The organism is Terriglobus sp. YAF25 (assembly GCF_052113305.1).
Lineage (GTDB): Bacteria > Acidobacteriota > Terriglobia > Terriglobales > Acidobacteriaceae > Terriglobus.
This window is the reverse complement of sequence record NZ_JBFRCY010000245.1, coordinates 1-12,284: the sequence shown is the minus strand read 5'-3', so window position 1 is coordinate 12,284 and position 12,284 is coordinate 1. Positions and strand designations below refer to the sequence as shown.

Below are 12,284 nucleotides of genomic sequence, written 5' to 3'. Positions count from 1 at the left end.
GCCACGATCTCATCGCTCAGAACTTCAGGATCTCCCAGACAAGGCATGCTGGCGTCGAGATGAATCTTGGTGAACCCCGCGCGCGCGTACTGATCGACCATTCGGCACGCCCGTTTCATGGCTTCGACCGCATTGAGCGAACTCCAGGGATTTGGCCCCAAGTGATCTCCGCCAAAGTACAGCCGCTCGACAGGGACGCCGACGCCTTCTGCGATCTCTCCGACAAAGCTTCGAAAATCCGAGGGCTGCATGCCGGTGTAGCCACCATCCTGATTGACTTGGTTGGAGGTAGCCTCGACCAGCAGGGAAGTCCCGTCCTCAAGAGCCTGCAAAGCCGCAGCTTCAATCACCCATGGATGGGCGGAGCAGACAGCGTAGATGCCAGCATGTCTTCGCTCGGCAAGCAGTTGCTTTTGCAGCACAACACTCATAGGGCGCCCCCGGGCGTATCTGAGATAAAAGGCCGTAGGAGATGCTTTGTCATATTTGGTCGCATGTTTGTCTTGTTCGCAATTCGAAAGAATTCGAAATAAAAAGTAAACTATATTAACTATAAACGCAAGTGGGAGAGTCATGAATCACAGCTTTGATGTCGGTATCGCAGGGGAACTCAATCTGGACCTAATTCTGTACGGTCTGCCACAGACGATGCAGACCGAGCGCGAGTTGCTGGCGAGCGACTTCAGCATGACTCTGGGAAGCTCATCGGCGATCGTTGCGCATAACCTTGCGGCCCTGGGAATGCAAGTCAGTTTTCAAAGCGTGATCGGCGATGACGACCTCGGCACTGCCGCGGAAAGATATCTCGCTGATCGTGGTGTGGATGTCACCGGCGTGAAGAAGCTGCCAGGACGCAAGACCGGTGTGACGGTGCTTCTGCCCCACGACGGAGAACGCCATATCCTCACCTACCTGGGTACGATCGCGGATCTTGCACTGGCAGATGTCGATGTGTCTCACCTCTGTTCGGCACGTCACTTTCACCTGTCGTCGCTGTATCTGCAGAGCAAGCTTCATGCAGGCTTACCCGCGTTCCTGGCCGGCTTGAAACGTAACGGGATGACGATCTCGCTCGATCCAAACGATGATCCCGCCGATGTCTGGGGATCGCCATTGATGGAAGTGCTCCCCTTCGTTGACATCTTTATGCCRAATGCGTCGGAGCTGTGCCGCATGACGAAGTCCGAGGATGTCACGGGCGCTTTGGAGCAGATACAACCCCATGTTGCAACCATCGTATTGAAGCGTGGATCGCTTGGAGCTCTGGTTGTGACCGAGGGCACGTCGTACGAGTCAGCGCCGGTAAAACTCGCGAAGATTGTGGACACGGTGGGGGCAGGAGACAGCTTCAACGCAGGTTTTCTGGCGGCGTTCCTCTCTGGTCGTGATGTGGCCACGGCGGCGCGTTGCGGAAACCTCTCCGGTGCATTGTCTACACAAGGACGCGGGGGAATTGAGGCCTTTGTCCGCGCTGAGATTCGCGATCCGTTTTTGCAGGCCTACGACCCCGAAGGGCTGTTGAATTTCGCCCGTTAATTTTCGTTTGACGCCTAGGCTAGTTTTATATATACCTAAAACGAAATAAAACGAAATAAATTGTGCTATCGTATCCGACTCGATACGAGGTCAAGCGGGAGCGTCTCCAATATGGGTGTGATTGAGCTGGACAAGTTTTTAAACGTGTTCACGGCACTGGAGACGGGCGATCTGCCCATGAACGCGCTGAAGCTTCTGTTGTCCGGTGCCAGGTGAACTCCCCCGCTGGGTTCGCAGCCCCCGCACGACAATCGATTCGTTGGTACATCTGCCTCCTCCTCTTCGCCTCGACGGTCATCAACTATCTCGATCGGCAGACACTGTCTCTGCTCGCTCCCTTTCTGAAAGAGACGTATCGCTGGCGCAACAGCGACTATGCCAATCTCGTGATCGGCTTTCGCGTCGCCTATGGCATCGGCCAACTGCTCTGCGGACGATGGATCGATCGCTTCGGTACACGGCGGTCGATCACCTTCAGCGTCAGCTTTTATTCCATCGTGTCGATTGTGACTCCACTTGCGAGCAGCCTGCTTGGGTTCCTGGGCTTCCGCTTCATGCTGGGCTTGGGGGAGTCGGCCAACTGGCCTGCTGCGACGAAAGCTGTGTCCGAATGGTTCCCAGCGAGCGAGCGTGGCCTGGCGACAGCCTTCTTTGACAGCGGGTCGTCAGTTGGTGGAGCGATCACGCCGTTTCTGGTCTTCTTCATCTATACACACTGGGGGTGGCGGCCGGCGTTTATCGTCCCTGGTGTGCTCGGACTGTTGTGGCTGATCTTATGGAGACGGTTTTACTACCCTCCCCAGGAGCATCCATCGATTTCCAAGCACGAGTTGGAGATGCTGCGTGCGGACAAAGCGATCTCGGGCTCGTCGAACACAGCAAAGCCCACGACCGTGTGGGAATTGCTCAAGTTCCCGCAGACCTGGGGCACGATTGCGGCACGAGCCCTGACCGATCCCGTATGGTTCTTCGTCGCGGACTGGTTCCCGATTTATCTTGTGGCAAAAGGCATCGATCTGCGTAACGGCCTGCTTTCAGTGTGGGTGCCATTCATCGCGGCAGATGCGGGCAACTTCACAGGAGGCGCCGTCTCTGGATGGCTGATTCGCCGGGGCTGGCGTGTTGGTGCGGCGCGCAGAGCCATCGCCTTGGCTGGCGGCCTCGGCACTATGCTGCTCATCCCTACCGTACTCACAACAAACCTGTTTCTGCTCACGGTCCTGTTCGCCGGCGCGACCTTTTCCTATGCCTGCTTCAGCACGATTGCGAACGTGCTTCCATCAGACCTGAACCAGCCCAGCTCGGTGGCTACCGTCAGCGGGATGAGCGGAGCCGTAGCGGCGCTGCTCACAGTGATAGCGATGAAGGCCGTCGGCTATTTCTCCGACTCCAGAAAAGGAATGGGCACGCATGCCTTCGATCCGATCATGATCGCAAGTGGATGCATACCCGTGCTGGGGATGATTTTGGTGATGATCCTCGTCCGCAACACGCGTGCTACGGACGAGGGAAAGGTATTACGCATCTGAACCTTTGCCTTAACGGCTGAAAGTTTCGATGGCTTCCGTGGAGAGCTTCGCCGCAGACTCGGGCTCAAGATACAGCGTAGCGTTGGCGTGTTCGCGAAGGATCGATGCTGGATGCAGCGGGCTCACGTCGCCTTCCAGGCAGTCTTTCACAGCCTGTGCTTTGCGCGCATCGGGAACGACGGCGATGATGTTGGTCGAAGCCATGATCTGCCGCACGGTCATCGAGATCGCACGATGCGGCACATCATCCAGCGTTGGGAACCAGCCTTCACCGAACTGCTGCTGACGGCACGGTTCATCAAGCGTTACAACCACGTACGCGTCCGTGTTGATGAAGTCTGCGGGGGGATCATTGAACGCGATGTGACCGTTTTCTCCGATCCCGACAAACGCTATGTCGATAGGAGCGCTCTGGATGGCTGCACCAACCTCAGCCATTACCTCGTCGGTGGGACGGGTTCCGTCGATCAGATGATATTTGTGGATACCAGCTTTCTCGATTAAACGGGCGCGCAAGTAACGTCGAAAGCTCGCGGGATGTTTTTCGCTTATGCCGATGTATTCATCCAGATGGAATAGCTCCACCTTGTCCCAGTCGATGCCGGGCAGGCTCGTCAGCTGTTCCAGAAACTCCAGTTGCGAGGCTCCCGTCGCCGCGATGAGGCGCACGTGCCCCTTTTCGCGAATCGTCGTCGTCAGCAGTCCCTTGGCGTGTTGGGCGGCAGCCTCTGCGAGTGCCGCTTTCGATGAATACACCGCAAGTTTCATTTATGTTTCCTCTTTTGTTACTATAAAACGAAAACAAAGCAAAGCAATACGAAAGATAAAGAAGGATAAAGGTCGGCAGCTTATGGCGAAACGACAGGGGATTCTTCTCACATTGGCGACGCTTTTGCTTCTGCCGGGATACTCCTGGGGACAAACCGCCCCAGCGAAGGATCACTCCAGCGATCCCGACTGGTTGGCGCAGCACAATAGCCTGGTGAAGGAGGCACAGGATCACCCTGAAACGCAGCTCCTGCTGATCGGTGACTCCATCACGGAGAACTATCACGTGGCCAGAAAGCCCGATGAGGACTTCTTGCCCATTTGGGAGAAGTTCTATGCCCCCAGGAGGGCGCTGAACCTGGGTGTGAGTGGCGACACGACGGCCGATGTCACGTGGAGACTGGACCACGACGAGGTCAAAGGCTTGCATCCGAAGGTTGCGCTGGTGCTTATCGGCACGAATAACACGCTTCATGGACAGACTGCCGCCCAGACCGAAACAGGCATTGATACGATGATCGGGACCCTCGAAGAGCACTGGCGAAGCTGATGGGCGATACGCCCCGCATGGATTTAGATGCAATGACGGAGATAAACACGGCGAAAATCCCTGTGCCGCGTCTCGAGCAGGACGGCTATGACTGGTATGCAAGACACCATGCGGAGTTGGAAACGCACAAGTCCATCAAGCCGGAGGTGGTCATGATAGGCGACTCCATCACGCACTTCTGGGGCGGCATGCCTGCGGGCAACATCACCAGCGGCCCCACGGCGTGGAAGAGCCTTTTTGGAGATGTGCCGGTCATCAACATGGGCTTCGGTTGGGACCGTACACAGAATGTGCTCTGGCGTATCCGGCAGGGCGAATTCGACGGTCTTACACCGAAGTGGGTGGTGCTGAATATAGGCACCAATAACCTGACCGGATCAAAGAACGCACGTGCCAACAGGCCCGAAGAGGTGGTAGAAGGCATCACATCGATCGTCAAGGAGCTCCATGAACGGTCACCTGCCAGCCACATCGTAGTGATGGCGATCTTTCCTCGAAGCTCGAAACGCGACGCCGATCTGAGCAAAAACATTATGGAGACGAACAAGCTTTCGCGGCAGAGGTTCGGTACAGATGCGTCCGTAATCTATCTCGATATCGGCGAACAATTCTTAGCACCGGACGGCTCCCTTCCAAAGTCGATCATGCCGGATGGCACGCATCCCAGCGACGCGGGTTATCAGATCTGGGCGAATGCGTTGATTAAGCTCGGCGTCGGGCGATAAATAGTGGCCGACGACCTGGTGTCGATCTCTATACAGAAAGCCCATGCCATCGGCGAACCGAAAGCGTAGCGGTTACAGGGGCAGGCACGGTCACCGATGTCATTGTTCGATCGCCTCTAACGCATGGTTGCGTCCTTGCGTGCCATGTAGCCGTAGGAAGGGTCCGATCCATGGCGTTACTCGATATCCATGACGCAACGGAAGCCGACGCTTCCGGAGCGGTCCTCGCTCGGAGCCATCAGAAGAAACTTTCCATGTAGTTCGTTCTGATACGCCTGCGGAAAGTACCACTCCGAACCCTGCGGCTGGAAGTAGCTGCCACCGCGAAGCACAGCGGCACGCGTATGTTCGTCCTGGTATTCGTCAGTCCACTGCCACACATTCCCGGTCATGTCCTCGACACCGAATGGGCTCGCGCCCTGCGGATGGGCGCCCACCCGATCGGGTTCGGTGAGAGTTCTTCCCTTGACCGGCGTTGGGACAGCCGCATCGTGCCAGGTTTCACCCCATGGATAGCGGCGTCCGTCCAAGCCCTGCGCAGCGTACTGCCACTCCCACTCATGCGGAAGCCGTTTGCCGGCCCAAGTGGCATAAGCACGCGCATCTTCCAGCGAGACCCATGTCACAGGCCTGTCCGCCCAACCATCCGGGTACTTTTTCTGTTTCCAATCGCGCAGGAAGTTCGTCGTATCCGAGGGTTGGTAGCTTGTGGCATCGAGAAAGGTTTTGAACTGAGCGTTTGTAACCGGATAAGTGTCCATCCAGAACGACTTCATCTGCATAAAGTGATCATGATGACGGCGCGGCGATTCTTCCCACGGATATTGAAAATCAACGCCGACATCATCGTTGCCTTCAATCTCCACGCCACTGACGCGAAACCGGTACAACCCCGCCGGGATCTTCTTCATGCCTTCTGGAAAAGCCATCGGAGCCAACGCAGGTGCTGTGTCTATGAGTTTCTGTGGCAAAAACGTCCACTCCGGACTAAAGCTTTCGAGCGGTCTTTGGGTCATCTCCCGCATAGTCGCGAGTAGCGTCTGCTCTTTCGCCGTCAGCGCTCTTGTCACCTGCAGCACCGCACCATAACCATGCGGCTCGATTTCTAGACTCAGCAGCGCATCTTTGCCATGCATGCGCGGCGTCAACTCGGTGCCGTGATAGACATCGTAAAACTTCGCTCCGGCGGGCGCGTTCGTTACGTTTAACACGTTTTCGCGCATAGCATAGCCGCTCCGGTTGACGAGCGTCCACAGTGCATCGTCGTTGAGAGGCCAGAAGCTAGCGAAGAGACCCCGCGTCTCAGTGGGGTAGTAAGGCTGCCAGCCCTGGCTAACGAGGAACGGCGCAAGCGCACGCTCCATCGTCGCAAGGCGCCGAACCGTCTCTGCATCGCGTGGCGTAAGACCGTTCCAGATCCCCCAGACGTTCTCCCAGCTCTCAAACCCCACACCGTTGAAGAAAGCGGCCTGCAGGTTATCGGTCTTTTTGCGGCTCCAGCGTACGCTCACGTTAACCATCGTGCGCGGCTCGAGCCACTTGTACCGGCTGACCTCCGGAGCGTACGGATAGCGCCAGTACCCCCAAGACATCGTGTTCCAAGTCAGCATGTCGTCGGCCGTGAGCATGTTCTCCGGCTCAAGCGCGAGGGGATGGCCGATCTTCATCGTGGCATCGTGGAAGGCCCTCGGCATCCCCTCCAACGTGTCGCCGTTCACTCCATCTGCGCCAACCGCCTTCAATAACTCAGCTGTGGCCGTCCAGTTAGGCTTACCCTCATCTCTCGTGCCCTGATCCCAGACCATAACAGGGAAAAAAACCTTCACACTGCGCTGATGGAACTCATCCACCATCTTCTTCACGCCTGTGATGCCCCCTGGCATATCGCGAAGCATGTCGTACTGGTTGCGGTCATCAATGCCGATGTTGGGATAGCTCTGCCAGATAAGCACCGCGTCGACGCCGCCGTAACGCTTGACCAGATCATCGAGGTAGCGATCGACAGTGTATTTACCGCTCTGGATGTCAAAGAAATAGCGGTCTTCGATCATCATTTGCGGCTGAATAAAACTGGACTGTGTCCACTTCAAGGCTGGCAACTCATAAAGGCTACTGTCATACCCCATGCGGATATGCCGGTCAGCACGCCAGGCCTTCAGGTCGGCGAGCCAGACTCGATAATCTGCAGCGGTACAGGCTTCCTTGGTCTCATCTGTGCATGCAGGCGCGGTGATGCCTTCGTTAGTCAGATGGAAATGGTCTTGCGCAGGAACCCCGGCTGCGAAACAGAATGCCCCGATTGCCATTGCTCTCCGCGTTGCTCGCCCCAATGTTCCTCCATTCATCACACGCAACCTCCGCCAATATTACAGAAGCTCGGGACCGGCCGCGTCCTAACCAGCCCGGATCGCGGGTCACTGCGTCAGTACGTCACAGCGCGAGATGCTCGGCTGCTTCTTACGAGGAAGAGCCAGCCAAACACCAAACGTCGAAGCAAGTCCGAAAGACTCACTCTTGCGATGGAGCCTCCGCCATCCATGCCTCGGCATCGGCGCCAGCGGCGACGCGAAGCGGTGAAGACGGGTCAGTGGCAACCTTCCGGATCGCTTCACATACATCGCTTGAGTATGTCACTTGGCCGGACGTGTCTCGCAGGCCGGCGATGACCTTCTCGATCATCGGCGCATAGTCGGGGTTGTCGAGGCCGCGCAGATGCGGGAAGGCGTTGGCGCCGAACTTCGTCTCCGGAGCGCGTCCCGGCAGCACCAGGTGTACGCGCACTCCGAAGGGCTTCATCTCGAGCGCCAGGGTCTCGGTAAAGGCATTCACCGCGGCCTTGCTGGCGCGATACAGGCCAATAAGCGGAAGGGGCCTGAGCGTTACCGACGAGGTGACGTTGATGATGACGCCCGACCGACGTTCGCGGAAGGAAGGCAGAATGGCCTGCATCATCGCGAGCGTGCCCAGCGTGTTGGTCTCAAACAGGGTACGCACCGTGTCGAGGTCCACCAACTCGACTGGCGAAGGGACGCCGAAGGCGGGCATGGCGCATGGCACTCGCAAAGCGGCTCTTACGCGGAAGTGATCTCGCTATAGAGCAGGTTGCAGAGAACGTGGGTTATAGCTCGGCCAGTACCTTCACCGTCGCTTTTGTTCGCCACATCGGCATGCCTCCGGCGCGCYACGCACCCAAAGAGAAGAACGCAACCGCTCCGCTGAAATCGCTGAGGACGTCCTTCCGTAGCGTAGACGCTCCACGACCAACGAAAGCCGTTCACCGGCCAAGGGTAGAAGAGCGTTTCTGCAAGGATGAACTGGAACGGGCTCATGATCGAGAAGGCACTTTCTAAGCACCTTCCCACCCGTCAGTGAGATTTAGGAGCGCCTGCATGTAGTTAATTCGCATGTGGCTGCTACAAACGCTTAACTAGCCCTTTGTTGAATGCTGCCGCAGACGAGAAACCTTCTTCGGAGAGTGGGGACCGCGCACCTGTGATGCCTGAATCTCGTGTGCACGGATGATTGACGTAATCAAACCAGGAAATCGTCCGTCTACTTCCTTACATCTGGAATAGTTGATGATTTCCGTTCCTCTCCGCTCGCTTCGAATCAATCCTGACTCTCGCAGAACCTTGAAGTGATGTGAAAGAGTCGATTTGGGAATCTGCTTCTCGCCTACGGTCAGGAAGGTAGAGCAATTTTCCGGAGAATGCGCCTTCTCGATGTCGGCGAAAATTTCCACCCGCACGGGATCGCTCAAAGCGTGCAAAACCGATTCGAGCGGCACATCACTAATCTCAGGGTGCACAAGTGGGCGCATGGTTGAAACTCAATCTTAATCTCTCTTTTAGTTCCGATGTTCCGAACTATTGAATCTTTCCCGTCGTGACGCCCATCGAAGTGTTGCGAGGGCGGAGAACCGCCGCTTGCAAAGGAGTTGAAAATGGGCAAACTTGATGGCAAGGTCGCTGTGATCACCGCGGGCAGTTCAGGCATGGCGCTGGCCACCGCAAAGCTGTATGTGAAAGAAGGCGCGTATGTCTTTATCACGGGCCGTAACCAGGAGCGGCTCGATGCAGCAGTGAAGGAGATCGGCCGTAACGTCACCGGCATCCAGGCCGATTCATCGAAGCTGGCTGACCTGGACAAGCTCTTCGAGATCGTGAAGAAAGAAAAGGGCAAGATCGACGTCTTGTTCGCCAGCGCTGGCGTGGGAGAGTTCAAGACGCTTGAAGAGGTGGACGAAGCACACTACGACTGGACATTCAACACCAACGTACGCGGCACGCTCTTCACTGTACAAAAGGCAGTTCCGCTGCTCACCGATGGTGCCTCTGTCCTTCTGAACGGATCGATCGCGAACGTCAAGGCTATACCGAGGTTCAGCGTCTACGCGGGCAGCAAGGCAGCTATTCGGGCGTTCGTCCGCACCTGGTTAATGGAGTACAAGGAGCGTCGCATTCGCTTCAATGTACTAAGTCCCGGTTCTATCGACACCCCTGCTCTCACACCTCTCGGAGACGCCAACTTCATCAAGGGACTAGCGGCGATGATCCCTCGCGGAACGCTGGGGACTCCGGAGGAGATCGCAACTGCTGCGCTCTTTCTCGGTTCCGACGATTCATCCTTTGTGAATGGAGTTGAACTTTTCGTCGACGGTGGTACTGTCGCCATCTGATGGGTAGATCGCGAGGCGACAGCTGCGGCTTTGGCCCCTGTCGCCTCTCTTTCGCCTCCGCCCCTGCCCGACGATCTGCGACTGCATCGGTCCCAAGCCGCTGGCTAGTCGCTTGAGCGCTATCGGTGACGAAGACGGCGTTTGTTGGGATTGGAGTAATCTCCTGAGGGTGTAGAACGAGAAAAACGGCATTGGATGAAATCCAGCTGCTCCGTTATTCGGTCGGGCGCCTGAGACGGCGGTCCTACGGCTCCTCAATCGTTGAAGTTCAAAGGTAGCCTCCTATGTCTTTCCCGCGTCTTTTCGAATTCATCCGTCTGTTCGCCCTGCTCTGTCTCACGTCCATCGTTGCGGCAGCCCAGAACAACGTTGCTCCATCGCCTCCCGGCGCACCAACGATTCCATGCGATCCCTCTGGCGCTCCCGACTTCGCCAGCCTGCGCGTCTTCAACGGCACTGCCCCGGTCCCTAGGGTGTATGACTGCGGCAGCCACGGCAACTCAGCCGGGGTCTGCTTCACCCAGCTCCTCGACCTCGCCAGACCTGAGGATTACCAGGGCGATCTGATCGCTCCCGGCGCGACACAAGGCGCCTGGACCTGCGCGATGGTGGGCGGCTGGTCCGGCTGGATTCCAACCAATCGCCTGGCTCCCGTTCCCGCAACTCCCGCCATCACTACGCAACAGTGGCTCGGCACTTGGATCAACACCCATGTCGGTACGAGCCGTGACCGACTGGTTCTCACTCGCAGCGCGGCCGGCCAGGGCAGGATCCACGTCGCGGGTAAGGCGTACTTTACCAACGCCGCCCACAATGTGAATTTCGGAGGCGTCAGTGGAGAAGCTCTCGCCATGGGGCCTTTCCTGCACATCCTCGATCACGGCGAGAACGACGCTTGCGTACTTGATCTGAAGTACAACGTCTCGAGCGATACTTTTCGTGCCGTCGACAATCAACAGTGTGGCGGATTTAACGTCAGCTTCAATGGAGTCTGGCGCCGCGCTTCCAATCGAAGCCGCCAAAGCAAATCTCTTGATACCGTGAAGCGATGATTGTGTGTCGTGTCGTTTTCTTGAGAAGAAACTACCATGACATCGAGAGTCGCTCTACACCTTCAAGAGATTTGCTCCTATCTGCTGTTCAAGCGCATGATGCGCCTGGTTCTTGAAAGCCATTTTCAAAACGAAGACGTAATCGAAGTTCCTCTAGATGCCAGACACCGCGAGCACATTCGTCCTCATATGTCGGCGGGACTGATCGTGGCCTTCTAATCCACGTTTGAGGTATTCCCCAGGATTAGCTCCAACTACTCGCTTAAACGCCTTACTGAACGCAGCATCAGATTCGTAGCCGACCGACCGAGCTACGTCTATGAGCTTCTTGTCACGCTGTTCGAGTAAGTGCATCGCCTTCTGCATCCGCCACTCGGTTACATATTCCAGAGGTGTTTGCCCCAGCAGGTCTTTGAAGCGCACTGCGAACGCGGAGCGAGACACACCCGCTGCTTCGGACAGAGATTCGACTGTCCATGGCGCACCCACACGATTGTGAAAGGCAGTCAGGGCAGCGCCGATTTGAGGGTCGAAGACAGCACGAAGCCATCCCTGGTTGCGTTCCGGTTCCGACGCGATATATGCCCGGAGTACCTGGATAAATAGAACCTCGGCCAGGCGCGTCGCGACGATTTCAGACCCCGGCACCTGGTCTGCCATCTCTGACGCCAGCGCCTGCATGGTGTTGTGAAGAGCAAACGTGCGTGCCTGATCGGCCCTGATCAGAATGAAGCTAGGCAATAACTGAGTGATCGGTTTCAAACTGGCGCGGTCGAAACTAAGAGACCCACAGACGATGGTCGTCGGTGCGCCGCCCCCTCCACAATGAGCGACGTTGCTTTTAGCCTTGGCCGCGATCTCACGGAAACTCGATTTTGGAGATGTTCGAGGGTTATCGCGCATGACGATCGAAGTGTCACGGTCCAGCAACATGCAATCACCACCGGTGAGGGGAATCGCCTCCGCAATGCCTTCGACGTTGAGCCAGCAATTGCCGCGCGACAGCATGGCGAAGTGCGCCAAATCTGTCGGTGAACTCTTCTTGCCGGCATTCGGCGCTTTGTCTTCGGTCTCCGCCCCTCCCCCTCTAAGGCCCCACGGAGCGGTGGCTTCGAGCCTGTGCTGACCGAAGGCGGTTACGTGCAATGTTCGGAAAACATCTGTTATGGGGTCCAATTCAGCCTCCCTGTTTGGACGAATAGACAAAAGCTTTGGACTCCTGAGCAGTTCTCGTCCACCACAAGAGGAATCTACTCCTGTGTATCGGATGTTACACGGCACGCAAAGGAGCAAGTATGGGAAAGCTTGAAGGAAAAGTTGCAGTTATCACGGGTGGATCGAGCGGTCTGGCGCTGGAGAGCGCCAAGCGCTTCGTTGAGGAGGGTGCTTACGTTTTCATCACGGGCCGCAGGCAGGAGGCGCTGGATGAGGCCGTCAAGCTGATTG

Annotated in this window: 14 protein-coding genes; 8 read left to right on the top strand and 6 right to left on the bottom strand. The window is 56.9% G+C overall.

What is annotated here, in order from left to right; translation table 11 throughout:
* The coding region (locus tag AB4043_RS12030; RefSeq protein WP_442307135.1) for a class II D-tagatose-bisphosphate aldolase non-catalytic subunit at positions 1-431 on the bottom strand (431 nt) is incomplete at its 3' end.
* Between the two features lie 142 nt (positions 432-573).
* Between AB4043_RS12030 and AB4043_RS12025 the strand changes: the two genes are divergently transcribed.
* Positions 574-1,536, top strand: coding sequence for a carbohydrate kinase family protein (locus AB4043_RS12025; protein ID WP_442298880.1), 963 nt, complete (start codon positions 574-576; stop codon positions 1,534-1,536).
* Between the two features lie 212 nt (positions 1,537-1,748).
* Positions 1,749-3,065: an MFS transporter gene (locus tag AB4043_RS12020; RefSeq protein WP_442298881.1), complete on the top strand. Its 1,317-nt coding sequence runs from the start codon at positions 1,749-1,751 to the stop codon at positions 3,063-3,065.
* 9 nt (positions 3,066-3,074) lie between these two features.
* Here the strand turns inward: AB4043_RS12020 and AB4043_RS12015 are convergent, their stop codons facing one another.
* Positions 3,075-3,833, bottom strand: a complete 759-nt coding sequence (locus AB4043_RS12015; RefSeq protein ID WP_442298882.1) for a 6-phosphogluconolactonase — start codon at positions 3,831-3,833, stop codon at positions 3,075-3,077.
* 82 nt (positions 3,834-3,915) lie between these two features.
* Between AB4043_RS12015 and AB4043_RS12010 the strand changes: the two genes are divergently transcribed.
* The gene (locus AB4043_RS12010) at positions 3,916-4,383 is read left to right on the top strand and encodes a GDSL-type esterase/lipase family protein (RefSeq protein WP_442307134.1); all 468 of its coding nucleotides are present in this window, start codon (positions 3,916-3,918) and stop codon (positions 4,381-4,383) included.
* Between the two features lie 32 nt (positions 4,384-4,415).
* Positions 4,416-5,108: a GDSL-type esterase/lipase family protein gene (locus AB4043_RS12005; protein ID WP_442307133.1), complete on the top strand. Its 693-nt coding sequence runs from the start codon at positions 4,416-4,418 to the stop codon at positions 5,106-5,108.
* A 176-nt stretch (positions 5,109-5,284) separates the two neighbouring features.
* Here the strand turns inward: AB4043_RS12005 and AB4043_RS12000 are convergent, their stop codons facing one another.
* Both AB4043_RS12000 and AB4043_RS11995 read right to left on the bottom strand, forming a co-directional pair.
* Positions 5,285-7,414 carry a formylglycine-generating enzyme family protein gene (locus tag AB4043_RS12000; RefSeq protein WP_442298884.1) on the bottom strand — a complete coding sequence of 710 codons (2,130 nt, stop codon included), beginning with the start codon at positions 7,412-7,414 and terminating at the stop codon, positions 5,285-5,287.
* Positions 7,415-7,616: 202 nt separating this feature from the next.
* Positions 7,617-8,165 carry an SDR family NAD(P)-dependent oxidoreductase gene (locus AB4043_RS11995; protein WP_442298885.1) on the bottom strand — a complete coding sequence of 183 codons (549 nt, stop codon included), beginning with the start codon at positions 8,163-8,165 and terminating at the stop codon, positions 7,617-7,619.
* Here AB4043_RS11995 and AB4043_RS11990 point away from each other — a divergent pair.
* Positions 8,159-8,458 carry a helix-turn-helix domain-containing protein gene (locus AB4043_RS11990; RefSeq protein ID WP_442307132.1) on the top strand — a complete coding sequence of 100 codons (300 nt, stop codon included), beginning with the start codon at positions 8,159-8,161 and terminating at the stop codon, positions 8,456-8,458. The genes AB4043_RS11995 and AB4043_RS11990 overlap by 7 nt on opposite strands.
* A 77-nt stretch (positions 8,459-8,535) precedes the next feature.
* Here AB4043_RS11990 and AB4043_RS11985 read toward each other — a convergent pair whose 3' ends face one another.
* Complete coding sequence (locus AB4043_RS11985) at positions 8,536-8,928, bottom strand: ArsR/SmtB family transcription factor (RefSeq protein WP_442298887.1); 393 nt, start codon at positions 8,926-8,928, stop codon at positions 8,536-8,538.
* A gap of 123 nt (positions 8,929-9,051) precedes the next feature.
* Here AB4043_RS11985 and AB4043_RS11980 point away from each other — a divergent pair, with 123 nt between their 5' ends.
* Entirely contained in the window at positions 9,052-9,786 is a 735-nt protein-coding gene (locus AB4043_RS11980; protein WP_442298888.1) for an SDR family oxidoreductase, read from the top strand.
* A gap of 284 nt (positions 9,787-10,070) precedes the next feature.
* On the top strand, positions 10,071-10,838 hold the full coding sequence (locus AB4043_RS11975) for a hypothetical protein (protein WP_442298889.1): 768 nt from the start codon (positions 10,071-10,073) through the stop codon (positions 10,836-10,838).
* 153 nt (positions 10,839-10,991) lie between these two features.
* On the opposite strand, the gene AB4043_RS11970 is transcribed toward AB4043_RS11975, so the two are convergent.
* A complete protein-coding gene (locus tag AB4043_RS11970) occupies positions 10,992-12,014 on the bottom strand; it encodes an AraC family transcriptional regulator (RefSeq protein WP_442298890.1) in 1,023 nt (340 codons plus the stop codon).
* 119 nt (positions 12,015-12,133) lie between these two features.
* Here AB4043_RS11970 and AB4043_RS11965 point away from each other — a divergent pair.
* Positions 12,134-12,284 (top strand): SDR family NAD(P)-dependent oxidoreductase (locus AB4043_RS11965; protein ID WP_442307136.1); only part of this gene is annotated, 151 nt, incomplete at its 3' end.

Bases quoted from the DNA above. Each gene is read 5' to 3' on its own strand.
- AB4043_RS12005 (WP_442307133.1), top strand. From the start codon at position 4,416: ATGACGGAGATAAACACGGCGAAAATCCCTGTGCCGCGTCTCGAGCAG.
- AB4043_RS11975 (WP_442298889.1), top strand. From the start codon at position 10,071: ATGTCTTTCCCGCGTCTTTTCGAATTCATCCGTCTGTTCGCCCTGCTC.
- AB4043_RS12000 (WP_442298884.1), bottom strand. From the start codon at position 7,414: ATGGCAATCGGGGCATTCTGTTTCGCAGCCGGGGTTCCTGCGCAAGAC.
- AB4043_RS11980 (WP_442298888.1), top strand. From the start codon at position 9,052: ATGGGCAAACTTGATGGCAAGGTCGCTGTGATCACCGCGGGCAGTTCA.
- AB4043_RS12015 (WP_442298882.1), bottom strand. From the start codon at position 3,833: ATGAAACTTGCGGTGTATTCATCGAAAGCGGCACTCGCAGAGGCTGCC.
- AB4043_RS12010 (WP_442307134.1), top strand. From the start codon at position 3,916: ATGGCGAAACGACAGGGGATTCTTCTCACATTGGCGACGCTTTTGCTT.
- AB4043_RS11985 (WP_442298887.1), bottom strand. From the start codon at position 8,928: ATGCGCCCACTTGTGCACCCTGAGATTAGTGATGTGCCGCTCGAATCG.